This is a genomic window from Rhodococcus sp. YH3-3 (assembly GCF_001653035.1).
Lineage (GTDB): Bacteria > Actinomycetota > Actinomycetes > Mycobacteriales > Mycobacteriaceae > Rhodococcus_F > Rhodococcus_F qingshengii.
In genome coordinates, this window is record NZ_BCWH01000001.1 from 1,916,768 (window position 1) to 1,935,775 (window position 19,008).

The window sequence follows — 19,008 nt, forward strand, 5'->3', positions numbered from 1 at the left end:
TCAGACGGTGACAACACTTCTGACCCGACGGTAACGTGTCGAATCGATCAGGTGTGCTCCGGGGCACTGTGTCCACCGAGGGAGGCGCCGATCACTAGACGGCGGCACCCTCGAACTGAGCGTTGTAGAGACGGAAGTACGCGCCCGCCGCTGCGATGAGTTCGTCGTGTGTGCCCTGCTCGACGATCTTGCCCGACTCCATCACGACGATCAGATCGGCGTTACGGATGGTGGAGAGCCGGTGCGCGATGATGAAGCTGGTCCGCCCGACGCGCAACGCGGACATTGCTTGCTGCACAAGCTGTTCCGTACGTGTGTCGACTGAGCTGGTCGCCTCGTCGAGAATCAGCAGCGACGGCTCCGACAGGAATGCTCGGGCAATCGTGATGAGCTGCTTCTCGCCGGAGCTGATGTTCGACGCCTCCTCGTCCAGCACGGTGTCGTAACCGTCCGGGAGCGTGTGGATGAAGCGGTCGACGAAGGCAGCGCGTGCGGCTTCGTGAATCTCGTATTCGCTGGCGTCGAGTCGGCCGTATGCGATGTTGTCGCGGATCGTGCCGCCGAAGAGCCAGGTGTCCTGCAGAACCATGCCGACGTGCTTGCGCAAGTCGGAGCGGCGCATCTGCGAGATGTCGACGTCGTCGAGAGTGATTCGGCCGGAGTCGACTTCGTAGAAGCGCATGAGCAGGTTGACCAAGGTGGTCTTGCCGGCACCGGTGGGCCCGACGATGGCGACCATCTGCCCGGGCCGGGCCGTGAGGTACACGTTCTCGATCAACGGCTTGTCCGGCTCGTACCGGAACGAGACGTTCTCGAACTCGATGTGACCGACGTTGCGATGACGTCCGGCGGGCTCGGGGAGAAGCGGCACGTCGATGTCGGGCGACTGCTCGGGTTCGTCGAGAAGCTCGAAGACCCGCTCCGCCGACGCGGCTCCGGACTGCAGGCTCGTCGACATGGACGCGATCTGCGTCAGTGGCTGGCTGAACTGGCGCGAATAGACGATGAAGGCCTGAACGTCACCGAGTGACATGTTGCCGCTGGCGACCTTAAGAGCGCCGACCACAGCGAGCAGCACGTAGGTGATGTTTCCGACGAAGTTCATGACCGGCATGATCAGGCTGGAGAGGAACTGTGCGCCGAAGGACGCGTCGAGGAGCTTCTTGTTCTGCTCGGCGAATTCACGCTCGGCTTCGGCCTGATGCCCGTACACGCGTACCAGGTCGCGACCGCTGTAGTTCTCCTCGATCTGCGCGTTGATCTTGCCCGTCTCGGTCCACTGAGCCTTGTACAACACCTGTGCTCGCTTGGCGACCCTGGCAACGAGGAGCACCGATACCGGCACCGCGATCAGTGCGATCAGGGCGAGCATCGGAGAGATGACGAACATCATCGTCAGGACGCCGAGGACGGTGAGCACCGACGTCAGGAGCGAGGTCAACGTCGACGACAGCGTCGACGAGATGTTGTCGATGTCGTTGGTGACGCGGCTGAGGATCTCGCCGCGCGGTGTCTTGTCGAAATACGGAAGGGGGAGACGGTGAAGCTTCGCCTCCACCGAGGCACGCAGGTTGTAGATGGTCTTCTGGACGATGATGTTGAGGAGGAATGCTTCCAACCAGGCAAGCAGCGACGAGAGCAAGTACACGCCGATCGCGAGCATGACGACCTTGCCGATGGCGTCGAAGTTCAGACCCACACCGGGAACGACGTCGGTCGAGTTGGCGACAAGATCGGCGAACGTCGAATTCCCTGATGCCCGGATGGCGTCTGCGGCCTGCTCGCGGGTCAGTCCGGCGGGCAGGCTCTTGCCGATGAACCCGGCGAAGATGAGGTCTGTCGCGTGACCGAGGATCTTCGGCACTGCGACGGAGAGTGCGATGCTGGCGATCGTCGCAACGACGACACAGAAGACCGCAAACTTGTGCGGCTGCAGAAGCGAGAGAAGCCGCTTCATCGTCGCCTTGAAGTGGCGAGGTTTGGTGTCCGTCGCGGTCAGCGCGGGCTTCGGCTCTTTGTCGGGGGTCTCGGGGTTACTCGACTTCGCATCCCCGTCCGCGGATTCAGGTTCGCTCGGAATCTTGGCGAACACCACCGTCGGGGCATCGTCGAAGTACTGGCTGTTGGGGCCGCCCCATGTCGGGTCCTGCGGGCTGGTCATGCGCTCATCTCCGCGGGAATCTGGGAAGCCACGATCTCTTGGTACGTCGGACAGTTGGCCAGAAGGAACTGATGGTCGCCGAGGCCGACCGGCGCACCGTCTTCGAGGACCATGATCTGGTCGGCATCGATGATGGATGCGACGCGCTGAGCCACGATGATGACCGTCGAATGAGTCGAAACCGTCCGGAGTTCGCGTCGGACGGCGGCGTCCGTATGCATGTCGAGAGCGGAGAACGAATCGTCGAAGACGAAGATCCGGGGTCTGCGGACCACCGCTCTGGCGATGGCGAGACGTTGTTTTTGTCCGCCCGAGAGATTGCCGCCGCCCTGGGCGATCGGTGACTCGAGACCGTCGGACAGCTCCCGGACGAAGTCGTCTGCCTGGGCGATGGTGAGGGCTGCCCAGATGTCGTCGTCGGTGGCGGTCGGGTTTCCGTAGCGGATATTGCTCGCGATCGTGCCGGCGAACAGATAGGCCTTCTGGGGCACGTATCCGAAGTTGGCGAAGAGTTCGTCCTGATCCCAGCCACGGACGTCCAAGCCGTCGACCAGGACGGCGCCGGCTGTGACGTCGAAGAGCCGGGGGATGAGTGAGACGAGGGTCGATTTGCCACTGCCCGTACTGCCGACGATCGCGGTGACCGTGCCTGGCATGCATCGCATCGAAACATTCGACAGAACCGGCGTTTCTGCTCCTGGATACGTGAATCCGGCTCCACCGAACTCGACCACGCCGTATGGGCTGGTCGGGCGAAGGGGCTGGGCCGGCGCGGGCACGGTCGCCTCGGTGTCGAGTACTTCGGTGATGCGGTCGGCGCACACGGCGGCGCGGGGGATCACGACGGCCAACATGGTCGCCATGACCACCGACATCAGGATCTGCATGACGTAGGCGAGGAAGGCGCTGATCTGTCCGATCTGCATGTCCCCGGTGTCGACCAGATGCGCGCCGAACCATAGGACCGCCACGCTCGACAGGTTGGCGATCAACATGACGGTGGGCAGCAGAACCGCCTGGTACCGGCCGATGAGGAGCGAAGTGTCGGTCAGTTCCTTGTTGGCCTTGTCGAAGCGGATCGTTTCGTCGGGTTCGCGAACGAAGGCGCGAATGACACGCATACCGGTGAGCTGTTCGCGCAGTGATCGATTGATGTTGTCGATCCGCGTCTGCATCGTCCGGAAATGCGGGATCAGCTTGGCCACCACGACCGAGACGGTGATGCCGAGCAGTGGTACCGAAATCGTCAGGAGCCAGGACATCTGCAGGTTCTCGCGCAGAGCCATGATGATGCCGCCGATGCACATAAGTGGGGCGCTGACGAGCATCGAGGACGTCAGCATGACCAGGGCCTGGATCTGCAGGACGTCGTTGGTGTTGCGTGTGATCAGCGTCGGCGCACCGAAACTGTTGAATTCGCGATCCGAGAAACTGCCGACTGCCTTGTAAAAGGCGCCTCGAACGTCGTGGCCGAAGCCCATCGACGATTTTGCAGCCAGATAGGTCGATGCGACCGACGCGATGATCGACGCAAGCGAGACCAGGAGCATGATCCCGCCGGTGGACATGATGAATCCGGTGTCGCCTCGGGCGACGCCGTCGTCGATGATCCGCGCGTTGAGTGTGGGGAGGACCAACGACGCGATGGCCCCGAAGAGTTGCAGTGCGAGGACCCCGGCAAGCAACCAGCGGTACGGCGGCAGGTACGTCTTGAGGAGTTTTGCTAGCACGACGGTTCCCGGTGAGTTGCCTCGGTTGCCGCTCGTTCGCGATTGATCACACGCACACGGTATGACAGATCGCGGTCGAGGTTGGCACCGACTCTGACGATTGCATCCTTTTGTCCTAATTGACTGTGATCTCGAACACGCTCGAATTCGAGATTGGATTCAGGTCACAGCACCTGAACTGCAGGTTTACATATTCATCCAATGTGTCACGTTTTCGCTTGGACAGAAACAAACTGGACGTACGTATTTAGCTTGGCGACAAAGACGTGGAGCGAACAAAACGTGCGCCGCGTCATAGATATTCATGCAAGGAGTCACATATGGGATCCCTCGGAAACCTCCTCAAGGCCAACGGTATGGGCTGGGGCATTCTCCAGCTTCTGCCCCTGGTCAACATGCTCAAAACCCTTCAGGGGCTGGACACCGCGAGCTCGAACTCCTGACGTTCGACCTCGAGAAATCTTCCGAAACAACACAGGAGTAGTCGCATGACCTCGATTCAGAATCTCGACGCCTTCCTCAAGAGCGTTCTTGCATTCGTGACCAAGTTGAACGCGGGATCGGCAGACGGCTCGGGTTCGGCCGGTTCGGCCGCCGAGTAGTTCTCGGTCCTCACTTCATCTCAACTGCATTCCGACAAAAGGAGGCCCGACATGGGTTCATTCGAAGACTTCAGCGGCGTCGTCAAGACGTTCTTCCGGTGCTCAAGGACCTGTTCACGGCACTCGGTGGTGGCTCTCTCACCCCTGGGACGGGATCGGCGGCCGATAAGTAAGTCCAGTTTGTCCGAAAGTGTGGCTCGCAGTTGTCTGCGGGTCACACTTTTCGGCTTTTCACTGTGAGCTAAATCACATTATGGGACATTCTAGAGGGTGAATTTGCCCTTTGAACTGCAATTATCCGTAAAGGTGCGACCGAAAGTCCACATTGATAGCTATTAGGTAGCTAGACAAGTGTGGAAAGCCGGTCTATAAATGCAGGCAGCGCCAAGTAAGTGCGCTACATCACAGCTCGGGATGTTGTTCGGGGGGCGGTTCAGCCATCCGTGCGGCAGAAGTTCCCGAACCATCTCGGCCACCGCCTGCGGCCGGAATGGCGCTGGAACATCACATCACCTCACATACAGGAGAACCTCCTATGTTCGGATCACTCAGCACCCTCGGACCCCTGCTCACCGCGCTCGGAGCTTTCCTCAAGTCCGTTCCCACCGAATCGCTGTCCGGCAAGGGCGAGGGCTCGTCCACCGGTTCACTCTCGGGTCTGTCCAGCGGATCCGCCGAGTAGTCATCCCTTCCGGCAGGTCCATTCGGCTCTGCCGATCGGATTGCATGCAGGTGCCCTCTGTCCACTGTGGTGGCCGGAGGGCACTCGCGTTTGCGGAGATGGTCGCAGCTGCCGTTTTGGCATGTGAACACAGAACTGCGAGTGGCAGCACCTGCGTACGATGGTTCGACGACATCGGCATACGGTCACCGCGACGTCCGGTGCTCCCGAATTCAGAGGTAGCCGACCGCGAGGTGACGCATGGTAGGGACGAGTCGCTTTCTGCGCCTTCTCCTAGTGCTGGCCGTCGTACTTGCGGCATCGTTGATCGGCATCCTCACGCGCCCACCAGGTTTGCTCGCGACTTTCTGGTGCGCCAACGCCATTCTGCTGGGAATGATGGTCAGATGGCCGGTCCTGATCGAATGGCGGACGTGGATCGCCGCGGCCGTCGGATACGTCTGCGCTGACCTGATTACGGGCAACTCGCTGTCGCTTGCCCTGCAGCTGAACGGGGCCAACCTCGCCGGAGTGACGCTCGGTGTTCTCGTTCTGTACTACTTGAAGCGCACACCGTTCCGATTGGTCGATTCGCAGTCGCTGGTATGGATGGTCTTCGTTTCGTTCGTCGCGGCGACTGGTACCGCGGCCACGGCCGGCGCCTTGGACCGGCTCTTACGCGGTCAGTCCTTTGCCGACACGTTTTTCCACTGGGGTGCCACCGAGGTCATGGCGTACCTGCTGGTCCTTCCTCTCATTCTCACTCTCACCATCCCGTCGAGCCTTGCCGAGTTCCGCAGGAAACTGACCGCCAGAACTGTCGCCGCTCTGAGCGTTCCGCTACTCGCCACTGCAGCCTGCGTGCCCATCGCCCTCAGTATCGAAGGGCCGATTGCGCTGGTCTTGCCGATTCCAGCTCTCCTCTGGTGTGCCACTCGCATCTCGGTTCCGAGCACTGCCTTCGTTTCAGTGGTCTGGTCGGTGTGGTCACTCATGATGGCGGGTAGCGGTCGACTCGACATCGGAGATCAAGCCGCCTCGACGTGGAACGAGGACGTCATCACATCCATAGCGGTCACGCTGATCGCGTTGGGGCCGATAGCGGTTGCCTGTGCGACCGAGGAACGCCGTGCTGCCGAGCGTGAGCTCTTCCTTGCCGTCGAATTCGACCATCTGACCGGGGTCCTCTCGCGTGGTGCGTTCCTCGGCCACGCGGAAGCGGAACTTGCCGACGCGGCTCGCACACAATCTCCGGTCGGCCTGCTGATGCTCGACCTGGACCACTTCAAGAGCATCAACGACACGCATGGACATATGACCGGTGACAGCGTTCTCGCGAACTTCGCCGAGCGGGCCGCTGACCGATTGTCGGACGGCGATCTGATCGGAAGGCTCGGCGGCGAGGAGTTCGCCGTTCTGCTTCCGGACTGCAGCTACGCGCGAGCAATCGATGTCGCCGAGGCGGTCCGCGGCGCGCAAGTCGAGTACTCGGCCGAATCAGATGTGACGAGCACCGTCAGCGTCGGCGTCGCGTGGGTCGATCATGCGACGCCGGCGCTGTCGACCCTCATGAGCGTCGCAGACGAGGCTCTGTACGACGCCAAGCGTGCTGGGCGCAACCTCGTGAAAGTGCACCGCGTCGGCAACGACACCGTGCCGCAACGGAATTCCGAGCCGGACACTGCCACCCGCACCTATCGCAAACCTGCGCTACCCCGAACGATCCGGCGAGGATTTGGCCGCGAAGGTGTGGTGGACGGCCGATAACCGCGCTGACCTGCATCGGGATTGGCATATAGTCGCACCCATGCAGCTTGATTCGACGCCTTCGCCCCTGCCGACGCTTCCGCTCCGATTCGGAACCCCACTGACCGAGAACTCCATCCGCGTGATGATGTTGGGATCAGGCGAGTTGGGCAAGGAAGTTGTCATCGCGCTGCAGCGTCTGGGCGTCGAAGTGATTGCGGTGGATCGGTATCCCGATGCCCCTGGGCACCAGGTGGCTCATCGTGCTCATACCGTCGACATGACCGATCCGGAAGCACTGCTTGCCGTCATCGAGTTGGAAAAGCCTCACTTCGTGGTTCCCGAGATCGAGGCCATCGCGACGGATGCGCTTGCACTCGTCGAAGAACGCGGGGGTGCGGTGGTCATTCCGACCGCCCGAGCCACCCAGCTCACGATGAACCGTGAGGGAATCCGTCGGCTCGCGGCCGAGGAGTTGGGCCTGCCCACTTCGCCGTACGCTTTCGCGGACTCGCTTGCCGAAGTGCAGGCAGCGACAGACCGAATCGGTTTCCCGTGCGTCATCAAGCCAGTCATGTCCTCGTCGGGGAAGGGACAGTCGACGGTTCGATCCGCCGAAGATCTCGACGCCGCATGGGATTACGCGATGGCCGGAGGTCGTGTGAATCACGGCCGGGTGATCGTCGAAGGCTTTGTCGATTTCGATTACGAGATAACGCAATTGACAGTTCGAGCCGTCGGTGAGAGCGGTCAGGTCGAGACGTCGTTCTGCGAACCGATCGGGCACCTGCAGGAGGCCGGAGACTACATCGAATCGTGGCAGCCGCAGCAGATGTCCGCCGTTGCCCTCGCCTCGGCCCGAGACGTCGCCGAGAAGGTGACCACGGCTCTGGGCGGGCGAGGCATCTTCGGCGTCGAGCTATTCGTGAAGGGCGACGACGTCTTCTTCTCCGAAGTGAGCCCACGGCCGCACGACACCGGATTGGTGACTCTGCGGACGCAGCGACTTTCGGAGTTCGAACTGCATGCCCGCGCGATCCTGGGCTTGCCGGTCGACACGACGCTCACGTCTCCGGGAGCATCGGCAGTGATCTACGGCGGAGTGGAGGCAAAGGGGATCGGATTCGACGGCGTCGCCGAGGCGCTCGCGGTTCCCGAGACGGACCTGCGGCTCTTCGGCAAGCCGGAGAGCTTCACGCGTCGTCGCATGGGTGTTGCAGTGTCGACGGCCGCCGATGTGCCTACTGCACGCGACCGTGCTCGCGAGGCTGCGTCGAAGGTGCGTCCCGTCGGATGAGTCCAGCGGCCGAGGTCCTCGTCGGGCTGGTCATCCTGGTCGGTCTGATCGGTGTCGTCGTTCCGATTCTCCCGGGGACGCTTCTCGTTTTCGGTGCAATTCTGGTGTGGGCGATCATGACCGGTGGTGCCACGGCGTGGACGGTGTTCGCGCTGTCCGCGCTGGCACTGGTGGTCACCGGGATCGTGAAGTACACGTGGCCGGGCAAGCGGATGAAGTCCGGGGGAGTGCCCAACCTGTCGGTGGTGGTCGGCGGCGTCGTCGGCATCATCGGGTTCTTCGTGATTCCGGTCGTGGGCTTGTTCCTGGGATTCATCGTCGGAACGTATTTCGCGGAACTAGCGCGGCTGCGCCGTTACGACATCGCTTGGTCGTCGACGCTTCACGCGGTGAAGGCAGTCGGATTGTCCATGCTGGTGGAACTGTTCGGAGCGCTGATCGCGGCGGGGCTGTGGCTGGGAGCCGTTGCGTTCACCTGAGCGCAGCGGTACCAGGAGCGGGCGTTGTCGCACATGACCGCGGGCAGGTCGTCGCCGACAGCGTCGGCGATCACGTCCAGGTCGTGGACCTCGAACGCTCGACGTGCCCGTGTGCCGGGTAGATCGGTGCCGAACATCAGCGCAGCGGGATTGACCGCGTGGATCTGGCGCAGCACATCGCTGACGTCGGAGATGGTGGTGCGGCCGAACCCGGTGGCTTTGACGCGCACTCCGCGGTCGACGAGGTTGAGGAGATACGGCAGTCCGCGGGTGGACATTCCCAAATGGTCGATGCTCACCGCGGGCAATTTGGCGAAGACCGGTTCCAACGACAGCAACAGCGTGGCATCGACGTAGAACTCGGCGTGCCAGCCGACCAGATCGAAAGCGCGGTTGGCGAGATCGGCGAGCAGACGCAGGTCGGTGGCGCCGCGGCGCAGGTTGAACCGGACGGCACGTACTCCCAGTGCGTCCAGAGCAACGATGTCTTCATCCGTCGCATCGAGCGGCAAAGCAGTGACGCCCACCCAGCCTTCACCGAGTTCGGACAAGGCAGCTTTCAGGTATTCCTGGTCATTGCCCTGGTACGACGCGGTCACCACCGCGCCGCCGTCAACGCTGAGGCCCTTCAGCGAGGCAATCCGGGCCCGGTAATCGGCCACGGTGAAGGGCTCAGGCAGGTACCCGTGATTCTCGACCAGCGGGAAGCGCGGGTCGATGATATGCACATGGGCGTCAAACACGGGGTCTATTTTGCCCTGTTGCCCTGGGTCCCTGCACACACCACCGGCCCGATGTGACCTGGGTCGCGTCGGGCCGGTGGAGGGCTTCTGTTCAGTTACTTCCGCGCACTCAGTTCGCGCGGTCGGGCTCGGATGCCTTCAGCATGTCGTGACGCTCGACGACCTTGATGCGCTCACGGCCCTCGGGCTCGCCCAGGCTGCGCTCGTGCGCGTCGAGGCGGTACCAGCCCTGCCAGGTCGTGTACGGAACCTGCTTGCCTTCGAGGAACTCGATGACGGCGTTCTCGTCGGGGTTCGCGGCGCCCGCGAAGTCGACGGAGTCCTCGAGAAGATTCGCGACGGTTTCGTTGGCGTCACCCTTGGTGTGGCCGATGAGGCCGACGGGGCCGCGCTTGATCCAGCCGGTGACGTAGGTGGCCGGCATGAACCGGGCTGCGCCCTCGGCGTTGTCGTCGGCGACGACGCGTCCGGCGTCGTTGGGGACGGTGCCGGCCTGGTCGTCGAACGGCAACTGCGTGATGTTCTGCGAGAGGTAACCGACGGCGCGGTACACGGCCTGGACATCCCAGTCCTTGTACGTGCCGGTGCCCTTGACGTTGCCGGTGCCGTCGAGCTGAGTGCGCTCGGTGCGCAGGCCGACGACTTTGCCGTCTTCACCGAGGATCTCCGTGGGAGATTCGAAGAAGTGCAGGAACAGCTTGTGAGGACGGGCTCCGACGTCGCGAATTGCCCAGTCCTGCAGCGTATTCGCAACCATGTCGACCTGCTTGGAGTTGCGGCGAGCCTGCTCGGAACCCTCGTCGTAGTCGATGTCCTCGGGGTCGACGATGACCTCGATGGTCGGCGAGTGGTCGAGTTCGCGCAGTTCGAGAGGGGTGAACTTGGCCTGGGCCGGGCCGCGGCGTCCGAAGACGTGAACCTCGACGGCCTTGTTGTTCTTGAGGCCCTCGTAGACGTTGGCGGGGATCTCGGTCGGCAGCAGTTCGTCGCCGGTCTTGGCGAGAACGCGGGCGATGTCGAGGGCAACGTTGCCGACGCCGAGGACGGCGACCTTCTCGGCTTCGAGCGGCCACGTACGCGGTACGTCGGGGTGGCCGTCGTACCAGGAGACGAAGTCGGCCGCGCCGTAGCTGCCGTCGAGTTCGATGCCCGGGATGCCGAGCGCACGGTCGGCGTTGGCGCCGGTGGAGAAGATGACCGCGTCGTAGAACGACTGCAGGTCGTCGAGGGTGATGTCGGTGCCGTAGTCGATGTTGCCGAGCAGGCGTACCTGAGGCTTGTCGAGCACCTTGTGCAGGGCGGTGATGATGCCCTTGATGCGCGGATGATCGGGCGCGACGCCGTAACGAATCAGGCCGAAGGGCGCGGGCATGCGCTCGAAGAGGTCGATGCTGACGCCGCGGCCGGAAACTGCGGTGTCGGATTTCATGAGGGCGTCGGCGGCGTAGATGCCGGCGGGGCCGGCGCCGACGATCGCGACCCGGAGTGGGCGGTTGGAGTCAGTCATCGTGAGGACAGCTACCTTCTTCGAAGTTCGGACAACATATCGACAAGTATCCAATTTAGCCGAACCTAAGCACAGTGCCTCGGTTGCGGCCGAACGGATCCACACTCTCACTCGATCGGTTGTGGGTAAACCTATTCTTTCCTCCCATTCTCCTGTTGTCTCGGGTATCCGGGGTAGGGGCCTGATCCTTGACGGGCCACAATTTCTAGTTGTGGGGGACTATTGGCGTTATGAGTGACGAGCTGCGCGAATCCGACAACATCGATGGCAAGAAGGCGTCTGCGGGGCCGTTCCTCTTGGCTGTCGCCATCGTCGCCTTGATCCTGGGTGGAATCTTCGTCGCATCGTGGATCTCGCCGGCCGAGGAGAACGTCACCGAGTCGGACCGCGTGAGCCGCTCCGTCACCGACTACGTCGATGCCGAGAATCGGAATGACGCGGAGACGATCAAGACCCTGACCTGCGCGAGCTTCAATTCGAGCAACGGTCCGATGGCCGGCGTCGACGGGACGGTCGAGCTGAAGGGTGTGGACGGGGTCGCGGTCAACGGCGATCGCGCTCGGGCCGACGTGACGATCACCGGTGGCGGAGCGGGCGAGCGAGTCTCGACCTGGGCCCTGACCCGTGACGGCAACCGTTGGGTCGTCTGCAACTGACGGCCCGCTCAGGCGCTCACGGCAGTCTTGTGAAAACATGGACCACGTGAGTTACGCAGGCGATCTGACGCCGGAGCAAGCCTGGGAGCTGCTCCGCGAAAACCCCGACGCCGTGCTGGTCGACGTGCGGACCGATGCGGAGTGGAAGTACGTCGGCGTCCCCGATGTGTCCTCCCTCGGCAAGCAGGCCGCACTGATCGAATGGGTGAGCCACCCGACCGGCGCGCGCAATGACAACTTCGTCGACCAGTTGAAGGAAGCCGGCATCACTGCTGATTCCTCCGGGTCGGAGCGTCCGGTGATTTTCCTGTGTCGATCCGGACAGCGTTCCATCGGTGCGGCGGAAGCTGCGACTGCGGCGGGCATCGGCCCGTCGTACAACGTGCTCGACGGGTTCGAAGGCGCATTGGGTGCCGACGGACATCGCGGACTTGTAGGTTGGCGGGCCATCGGCTTGCCATGGAGGCAGCAGTGAGCGGAATTCCCCAGGGTGGCGCATTTCAACGAGCGCTGCCGGACGACGTCGGTCTCGGCACTCTCGGTGTTCGCGGCGGACTGATGCGTACCGGGTTCGAGGAGACTTCCGAAGCGCTGTTCCTCAACTCCGGATTCGTCTACGAGAGTGCAGAAGCCGCCGAACAAGCCTTCACCGGCGAGGTGGATCATTTTGTCTACTCCCGCTACGGCAACCCGACGGTCAAGATGTTCGAAGAGCGCCTGCGTCTCATCGAAGGTGCAGAAGCCTGCTTTGCGACTGCCAGCGGAATGTCGGCAGTCTTCACGGCGTTGGGCGCACTGTTGGCCAACGGCGACCGATTGGTGGCTGCGCGCAGCCTCTTCGGATCCTGCTTCGTCGTGTGCAACGAGATTCTTCCGCGCTGGGGAGTCGAGGTCGTCTTCGTCGACGGTGAAGACAACGCGCAGTGGGAAGAGGCGCTGTCCGTGCCTACCACGGCAGTGTTCTTCGAGACGCCGTCCAACCCGATGCAATCTCTCGTCGACGTTCGACGGGTGTCGGAGCTTGCTCATGCAGCCGGTGCAAAGGTAGTGCTGGACAACGTCTTCGCGACGCCGCTTCTGCAGCGCAGCCTCGATCTGGGCGCCGACGTCGTTGTGTACTCCGGCACCAAGCACATCGACGGTCAGGGGCGCGTGCTCGGTGGCGCGATTCTCGGAACCGAGGAATACATCAGTGGTCCCGTCCGAGAACTGATGCGGCACACCGGTCCTGCGCTCAGTCCATTCAATGCGTGGACTCTGCTCAAGGGCCTGGAGACGATGCCGGTCCGTATTCGGCACTCCGTGGCTTCGGCACTCGAGATCGCCGAATTCCTCGAAGGACACTCCGGCGTCAAGTGGGTCAAGTATCCGTACCTGACGTCGCATCCGCAGCACGAGCTCGCGAAGTCTCAGATGAGCGGTGGCGGAACGGTTGTCACGTTCGAGCTCGATGCGCCTGACGGAGAGGGCAAGAAGCGGGCGTTCGAGGTTCTCAACGGCCTGCGCGTCATCGACATCTCCAACAACTTGGGAGATTCCAAGTCGTTGATCACTCACCCCGCCACGACGACGCACCGGGCCATGGGTCCGGAAGGCCGTGCAGCAGTGGGTCTTACAGACGGCGTTGTCCGTCTGTCCGTCGGGCTCGAAGACACGGCTGATCTGTTGGCTGATCTGAAGCGAGCACTCGGCTGAATCGCTGGAGCGCCTTGCCTCGAACTTCCGACGGCAAGGCGTTCTACGGTGCGGGCGTGAGACCCAGTTGTTTGACGTCGATCGTCAACGCCGTCGTATTCAGTGTGAGACCTGAGCTTGTCGTGTCGGTGGGGTAGATCGTGAACAACACCTGCGCCGTCAGATTGGTGTTGTTCAGGGCCGACGTGACCGCGATGAGGTTCGGCGTCGGTGCTGTGCTGTCGTACAGCAGATTGTTGCTCTGATCCGTGACGTACGTGCGAAGGTCGATGTTGGCGGCTGCGAGCCCGCCGCTCAACTTGGTCTTGTCGACTGTCACGTTCGCTTTCAGACGTGGGCCGGTGGCCATCACCTTCGAATCGCAGAAATACGTGTAGTTGAATCCGGGCTTGAGCCGGTAGGTAGTGATGTCCGGGATATATACGAGTGGATTCGGATTGGTGGGCGCGTTGACGTAGACCTGCGAATACCAGCCCCCGCCGCTCGTGGTCACGCATGCTCCCAGATCCAGGGTCCCGGACTGGACAGCGGCGCTTGTCAGGGTCGCACTGTCGGTCCACTTCGCCAATGTGCCCGAACCGCCGAGCAATACGGCTCCGGCCGCGGCAACTGCCATGGCAGCTTTCGTTGTCTTTCTCATCACGGCACCAGCGCCTTGATCTCGTCCGGAAGTTCGCTCGGGGCAGGAGATTCGGCCCAGACTCCCGTTGACGTGTCGATGACGGTGACGCCGCCAGTGGTGATCACATACAACTGATCGGTTCCGGTGAGCCAATGCAGTACAGCGTCGCTGTCAACGGGACCTCGATATACCTCAGCGCCCGATGAATTCGACACGGACACAACCGTTCCGCTGGCAGTCGAGAGCTTCTGGGCGCTGAGACCGGTCGTGGTCGCCGGGGCGTCGACGGGAACCTCGCTCGGGGTGGTCGTAGTTGGTGGCACCGTTGTCGTTGTCGTTGTCGTTGTAGCGGTCGTCGTCTGGGGCGCCGTAGTTGTAGCCGGTGACGAGGTGGTTGTCGACGGTGCAGTTGTGCTGGTGGTTGTCGACGGTGCAGTTGTGCTGGTGGTTGTCACAGCCGGCGCCAATGTCGTGGTGGGCGTGGTGGATGAGGCGGTCGTGGAAGTGACGGCCGTAGTAGGAGTGCTCGGAGCGTCTGCCGCCAGTGCCGGCGCTGCCGATCGACTGAGAGCAGATGTCCCGCTGATCGGACCGCCACACGAGTAGAGCAGGCCGACGAGAATGCTGAATTGGTAGCCGGAGTACGACGGCGTGACCGACGTGCCGCTCAGTCCATGGATTTCGATGTTGTAGGTGCCGACTATGAGCGGGAACGCGACTGTTGTACCGCCCGAGCCGTATCTCATGGAGCCTGTAGTAGACGTTGCGGTGTAGTCATTCGATCCCAACAAGGATCCGTTGCTATCGCGGGCAATTAGACGGTATGAGCTTCCGACAGTCGCGGGCCAGGTGATTGTCACCGCGACCGGAACAACGAGCGCAAAATTCACCGCGCAACTGGCTGTGCTTGGCGACGTGGGAAAGGTTGCAGCAGTGCCGAACTGAATGCTTGTTGCCGTGGCTGTGTCGGTGTACCCCGCCTTGGTACCACCGATCTGGGACACACCGACCACCGTGAGACCGACCGTAGCCAAGGCGACGATGGCCTTGAGGGCATGGGAGTCGCCGCCGCGTATGTCCTGACGATCCCGCTGAGGTTCCTCCGCGTCGGAAGCCTCACGTCGACGGAACGCGATGTACAGGAGCCCGCCGACGGCAATCGCACCAAGCACAAGCCCACTCGGTCCGGACAGCCAGACTGCCACGTATCCGAGGCGGTTGATGCTGAAGAAGACGCGATCGGCTTCGGTGATGACGTAGGGATCGGGATCGGCGATCGGATTTGCATCACCACGTAGTTGTGCGACGGCAAGGTTGTTGCCCTGCTGATCTATTGATTCCACACGATGGGTGATGCGCGTGCCTTGGCTGTCGGAGACGCTGACGATGTCACCGACCAGCACTTCCGAAGCAGGCACGGTGCGCGCGAATGCGAGAGCACCGGTATCGATCGTGGGTGACATCGATCCACTCCGAAAGATCAGCGGGGTGATACCGAAAGCCAGACCGGCGATGAAAATGATGATGGATACCAAGCCTGCGAGGGCTCCCAGACTGAGCAGGACTTCCCGTACCCGGTTCGGCATCGAGGCCTTTGCATGTTTTTTCGTGTGTCGAGCCATTGCCATCACACCTTTGCCGTGAAGGTCAGGACGATGTTCGACGTGCTGTTCGTCGGCGGTGTCGGTGTTGTCGGAAGCTGCACCGAGACACATAAATTCTCGGTAGCCCCGACCGCCAGTGGGCGGTCGGGGCTACCGATGGCTTGATTCGCGGTGAGTGTCAGCGCGAGCGAGGACACGACGTTGGCGCCGTCAGTGCACTTGTTGGCAACAGTTCCGTTGGAGGAAACCGTCATTCGTAGAGAGGTCGTCAACGCACCACTACTCGTAGACGTGATCGTGTACTTCAGCGGGACAGTTGTCCCGGTGCCCAGGTTGTTGACCTTGATCAGAGCGGTATTCGAATCGCCGGGAATCATTCCGGACTTGCCAAGCTCACTGAAATTCAGAGACCTGGTCAGAATGGGCTGGGCAATGCTGTTCAACTGCAGATTGATGGACCCGGTCGTGATGTTGCCCGAGGTTGCCGTGGCGGAAGACGTCCAGGCCGCGAGTGTAGTGACACCGCCGACACCCAGTACCATCCCCAAAGCGAGCAGCGCGCGAAAGCGCGTGCTGGTCAACAGGTGACGAATCCGGTGAGCCGGACGGTCAGGGCGCGAGGGCATCGTTCTGGCCTTTCTCGATCTGGGCGGAGTCTGCGGGCGCGAAAGGTGCAGGGTCAGGAGCCAATCGGGCTCGAGCTCGCTCCTTCCGGCCGTCACGGATGCCGCTGATCATCATGTACGACGCGTACAGCAGTAGAGCGGTCACGACTATCACCACGATCACGGTGCGCTGCTCTCCCGTCAGCCAGGTGTTCACGTAACCGAGATAAGGCAGGCTGTACCAGACCTTTCCCCGGATCTGCACCGGCCGTACTTCCTTCTCGTCAGGCTCACCGTTCGCATCGCCCTGGGTGATGAAAGTTCTTTCACCCTTCTGGTTTTCACTTGTGGCGATGATCCGGTGCGTGACGACGGTCGGCTGACCCGATTCCAGCTGGTACGTAATAGGTGTACCGATCCCCAGTTCGGACGGATCGACAGGTTTGACCACTACCAGTGATCCAGGGTTGTACGTCGGGCGCATCGAACCGGTCAGAATCGTGAAGCGCTGTGCTCCGGCAAAGAAGGGAACGACAATCGTTGCGACGATGACTGCCGAAATTGCCAGCAGCAGTGTCCAGCTGACAATCGAGGTGACCCACCACAGAGGGCCGGTACGTTCACCGCGTTTGGTCGAGTGTTTTGTCATACCGGACCTGCCTGGAACGTGAAGGTGGCCTTGTTCGTTTGACCGGAGACCGCACCAGAGTCCACCGCGAGCCGCAGACACAAGACGTAGGTGCCGCCAGGCACGAGCGGATCCGGCATGTACGCCGGTGAAACCGGGTGCTGCAGCGACGCGGTCATCGGTGCTGACATCAGGGATGGAACGGCAGGAGCTGCCGTGTTCACGCCGGTCGGGCAGGCGCCTTCGTTGGCGACTCCGTACGTGGTCAACGTGAATCCCGTAAGTGCGGTCGTCGACTGCATTCGCCATTGCAGAGGATCAGTCCCCGAATTCTTGACGGTGAGCGGTGCTTGCACCGTGTTTCCCGGGACAACGGGCGTCGCGGCCGTCGTCAAGTTCGCCAGGGTGTACGCCGCACTGGTTCCGGCAGTTGTACCAACCGTGAGGTTGACGCTGGCGGCTGTCGCCGTACCGCCATTCGCGCTCGCCGAATCGGACCACAGCGCGAGCGACTGCTGTGACGATGCAAACACCGCTACAGCAGCCACCGCGACTGCGATCGCTCCCCAGACCTTTTTCCTCATGAAATTACGGGGCCGGTGTCAGTGCTGTCTGAGTGACGACCAACTTCATCGCCGACAAGTTCAGCGACTGGTTCTGCGCGACCTGGTTGGCCACCTCGTTGAAGTTCAGCCGGACTCCGACGTGGACGATCGTTCCGTTCTGGGCTTTGGTGATCTGCGAAATCGGGTTGCCGCCAGTGTCCTTGATTGTCGTCACGGGCACGACAGCAGCGGCAAGCTCGGCGCTGTTCGCACCCGGAACGATTCCGGCCGTATCAGCGGTCAGAACAGCCGCGAGACGATCGCCCACTGCGGTCACAGTGACGTCGCAGGTGTATTCGATGCTCTCGGTGGTGACTATTCGGTAAGCCGAGATGTTGGTGATCGCGGTCTTCGTCGGGTTGAGGGAGTTCCACCCGCCACCGACCGGTGCGCAAGAGCTCAGGTCGAGGGCGCCGGACGTGACGGGCCCGCCGCCACTGACGTCGGCCGAATCGCTCCAGACTGCGAGCGAGCCGGCACCGCCGAGGAGGAGAGCACCGGCCGCCGCAGCAGCGATCGCACCCTTGGTCTGCTTCTTCATGAAAATCTCATTTCATGTCTGGGACCCGAAATGGGGCCATTCAGACATGAGTATCAGACACGGCAAACGATTCGTTACCACTTTTCGAAAAATCAATTTTACGACTGGAGTCCAACTGTCACTCGGTGTCGAAATGATCTTTGACCTGCGTCTAACTACTCGTTTGTAAGTTTGGTGCGAATAAAACCGTTGGTTTGTTCAGTTGGACAAAGCGGACGAGTCGGAACCTGGCAAATCTGCTGTTTTTTACCAGTTAATTACCGAGTTTCGGTTTTGTTTTGCAATTTGAATCAATTGTTTGTGTTGCTACGAAATGGATCGGTTGTTGTTCCCACAAGATCGGCGACCGACTCGAGGACGATGGTCGGGCGGTAGGGATAGAGCTCTACCGACGCGCGGGTCGAGATCCCGGTCATCACCAGAATCGTCTGCAGTCCGGCTTCGAGGCCACAGACGATGTCGGTGTCCATGCGGTCGCCGATCATCAACGTATTGGCGGAATGAGCGCCGATGGACCGCAGGGCTGAGCGCATCATCAAGGCGTTGGGCTTGCCGACGTAGTAGGGATCGCGTCCGGTCGCCTTGGTGATGAGAGCGGCGACCGAGCCGGTGGCCGGCAGCGAGCCGTCTCGCGACGGTCCAGTGGCGTCCGGGTTGGTGGCGATGAACCGCGATCCACGCTCGACCAGGCGAATGGCGGTGGTGATTGCCTCGAAGGAGTACGTTCGCGTCTCGCCGAGGACGACGTAGTCGGGGTCGCTGTCCGTCAGGACGTAACCGATGTCGTGCAGGGCAGTGGTCAGGCCCGATTCGCCGACCACGTAGGCGCTGCCGCCCGGCCGCTGGTTGGCCAGGAACGTCGCGGTTGCGAGCGCTGACGTCCAGATCGACTTCTCCGGGATGTCGAGTCCCGAATTGAGCAGGCGTGCTCGCAGGTCACGCGGGGTGCGGATGGAGTTGTTGGTGAGCACCATGTACGGGATGTCGTTCGACGCCAGCTCTGCCAGGAACGTGTCCGCTCCAGGTATCAAGTGCTCCTCGTGGACGAGAACCCCGTCCATGTCCATGAGGTAGGTCCAACCGGTCTGATCTTCTGTACTGGTCATTACTCCAGTATGTGCGGGTG

Annotated in this window: 19 protein-coding genes; 8 read left to right on the plus strand and 11 right to left on the minus strand. The window is 61.8% G+C overall.

Annotated features, from left to right (window positions below; all coding sequences use genetic code 11):
* Nucleotides 1-94: 94 nt before the first annotated feature.
* Nucleotides 95-2,161 carry an ABC transporter ATP-binding protein gene (locus tag YH3_RS08970; RefSeq protein ID WP_042924214.1) on the minus strand — a complete coding sequence of 689 codons (2,067 nt, stop codon included), beginning with the start codon at nucleotides 2,159-2,161 and terminating at the stop codon, nucleotides 95-97.
* Nucleotides 2,158-3,891, minus strand: coding sequence for an ABC transporter ATP-binding protein (locus tag YH3_RS08975; RefSeq protein WP_007726810.1), 1,734 nt, complete (start codon nucleotides 3,889-3,891; stop codon nucleotides 2,158-2,160). The genes YH3_RS08970 and YH3_RS08975 overlap by 4 nt, the downstream gene beginning before the upstream one ends.
* Before the next feature lie 320 nt (nucleotides 3,892-4,211).
* Between YH3_RS08975 and YH3_RS37130 the strand changes: the two genes are divergently transcribed.
* From YH3_RS37130 to YH3_RS08995, 5 genes are all read left to right on the plus strand, one after another.
* Entirely contained in the window at nucleotides 4,212-4,334 is a 123-nt protein-coding gene (locus YH3_RS37130) for a hypothetical protein (protein ID WP_003944443.1), read from the plus strand.
* Between the two features lie 694 nt (nucleotides 4,335-5,028).
* The gene (locus YH3_RS08980; RefSeq protein ID WP_007726811.1) at nucleotides 5,029-5,175 is read left to right on the plus strand and encodes a hypothetical protein; all 147 of its coding nucleotides are present in this window, start codon (nucleotides 5,029-5,031) and stop codon (nucleotides 5,173-5,175) included.
* Nucleotides 5,176-5,415: 240 nt separating this feature from the next.
* Nucleotides 5,416-6,921: a GGDEF domain-containing protein gene (locus YH3_RS08985; RefSeq protein WP_231783042.1), complete on the plus strand. Its 1,506-nt coding sequence runs from the start codon at nucleotides 5,416-5,418 to the stop codon at nucleotides 6,919-6,921.
* A gap of 40 nt (nucleotides 6,922-6,961) precedes the next feature.
* The gene (gene purT, locus YH3_RS08990; RefSeq protein ID WP_003944342.1) at nucleotides 6,962-8,197 is read left to right on the plus strand and encodes a formate-dependent phosphoribosylglycinamide formyltransferase; all 1,236 of its coding nucleotides are present in this window, start codon (nucleotides 6,962-6,964) and stop codon (nucleotides 8,195-8,197) included.
* Nucleotides 8,194-8,676, plus strand: coding sequence for a DUF456 domain-containing protein (locus YH3_RS08995; RefSeq protein WP_042924222.1), 483 nt, complete (start codon nucleotides 8,194-8,196; stop codon nucleotides 8,674-8,676). Before purT ends, YH3_RS08995 begins: the two co-directional genes overlap by 4 nt.
* On the opposite strand, the gene YH3_RS34885 is transcribed toward YH3_RS08995, so the two are convergent.
* Together YH3_RS34885 and YH3_RS09005 are read right to left on the minus strand one after the other, a co-directional pair.
* Nucleotides 8,580-9,419: an amidohydrolase family protein gene (locus YH3_RS34885; RefSeq protein WP_223304639.1), complete on the minus strand. Its 840-nt coding sequence runs from the start codon at nucleotides 9,417-9,419 to the stop codon at nucleotides 8,580-8,582. The two genes, YH3_RS08995 and YH3_RS34885, sit on opposite strands and share 97 nt — an antisense overlap.
* Nucleotides 9,420-9,528: 109 nt before the next feature.
* Nucleotides 9,529-10,926, minus strand: a complete 1,398-nt coding sequence (locus YH3_RS09005) for an FAD-dependent oxidoreductase (protein ID WP_003944405.1) — start codon at nucleotides 10,924-10,926, stop codon at nucleotides 9,529-9,531.
* A gap of 230 nt (nucleotides 10,927-11,156) precedes the next feature.
* Between YH3_RS09005 and YH3_RS09010 the strand changes: the two genes are divergently transcribed.
* Genes YH3_RS09010 through YH3_RS09020 form a run of 3 tightly spaced genes read left to right on the plus strand, consistent with a single transcriptional unit; the run spans nucleotide 11,157 to nucleotide 13,277 of the window.
* A complete protein-coding gene (locus YH3_RS09010) occupies nucleotides 11,157-11,582 on the plus strand; it encodes a hypothetical protein (RefSeq protein ID WP_007726820.1) in 426 nt (141 codons plus the stop codon).
* A gap of 46 nt (nucleotides 11,583-11,628) precedes the next feature.
* Nucleotides 11,629-12,057, plus strand: coding sequence for a rhodanese-like domain-containing protein (locus YH3_RS09015; RefSeq protein ID WP_007726822.1), 429 nt, complete (start codon nucleotides 11,629-11,631; stop codon nucleotides 12,055-12,057).
* Nucleotides 12,054-13,277 carry an O-succinylhomoserine sulfhydrylase gene (locus tag YH3_RS09020; RefSeq protein ID WP_172403504.1) on the plus strand — a complete coding sequence of 408 codons (1,224 nt, stop codon included), beginning with the start codon at nucleotides 12,054-12,056 and terminating at the stop codon, nucleotides 13,275-13,277. The genes YH3_RS09015 and YH3_RS09020 overlap by 4 nt, the downstream gene beginning before the upstream one ends.
* A 43-nt stretch (nucleotides 13,278-13,320) precedes the next feature.
* Here the strand turns inward: YH3_RS09020 and YH3_RS09025 are convergent, their stop codons facing one another.
* The 7 genes from YH3_RS09025 to YH3_RS09055 all read right to left on the minus strand — a co-directional run bounded on the left by YH3_RS09025 (nucleotide 13,321) and on the right by YH3_RS09055 (nucleotide 18,988).
* A complete protein-coding gene (locus YH3_RS09025; RefSeq protein WP_047269470.1) occupies nucleotides 13,321-13,917 on the minus strand; it encodes an alternate-type signal peptide domain-containing protein in 597 nt (198 codons plus the stop codon).
* Nucleotides 13,917-15,521, minus strand: a complete 1,605-nt coding sequence (locus tag YH3_RS35545) for a signal peptidase I (protein ID WP_193777152.1) — start codon at nucleotides 15,519-15,521, stop codon at nucleotides 13,917-13,919. The genes YH3_RS09025 and YH3_RS35545 overlap by 1 nt, the downstream gene beginning before the upstream one ends.
* 5 nt (nucleotides 15,522-15,526) lie before the next feature.
* Nucleotides 15,527-16,129 (minus strand): SipW-dependent-type signal peptide-containing protein, encoded by a 603-nt coding sequence (locus YH3_RS09035; protein WP_082920554.1) that lies wholly within the window; start codon nucleotides 16,127-16,129, stop codon nucleotides 15,527-15,529.
* Nucleotides 16,113-16,757 (minus strand): signal peptidase I, encoded by a 645-nt coding sequence (locus YH3_RS09040; protein WP_064443277.1) that lies wholly within the window; start codon nucleotides 16,755-16,757, stop codon nucleotides 16,113-16,115. The genes YH3_RS09035 and YH3_RS09040 overlap by 17 nt, the downstream gene beginning before the upstream one ends.
* Nucleotides 16,754-17,320 carry a hypothetical protein gene (locus YH3_RS09045; RefSeq protein WP_064443278.1) on the minus strand — a complete coding sequence of 189 codons (567 nt, stop codon included), beginning with the start codon at nucleotides 17,318-17,320 and terminating at the stop codon, nucleotides 16,754-16,756. Before YH3_RS09045 ends, YH3_RS09040 begins: the two co-directional genes overlap by 4 nt.
* 4 nt (nucleotides 17,321-17,324) lie before the next feature.
* Nucleotides 17,325-17,882 (minus strand): alternate-type signal peptide domain-containing protein, encoded by a 558-nt coding sequence (locus YH3_RS09050; protein WP_047269467.1) that lies wholly within the window; start codon nucleotides 17,880-17,882, stop codon nucleotides 17,325-17,327.
* A 290-nt stretch (nucleotides 17,883-18,172) separates the two neighbouring features.
* The gene (locus tag YH3_RS09055; RefSeq protein ID WP_003944345.1) at nucleotides 18,173-18,988 is read right to left on the minus strand and encodes an HAD-IIA family hydrolase; all 816 of its coding nucleotides are present in this window, start codon (nucleotides 18,986-18,988) and stop codon (nucleotides 18,173-18,175) included.
* Between the last annotated feature and the right edge of the window lie 20 nt (nucleotides 18,989-19,008).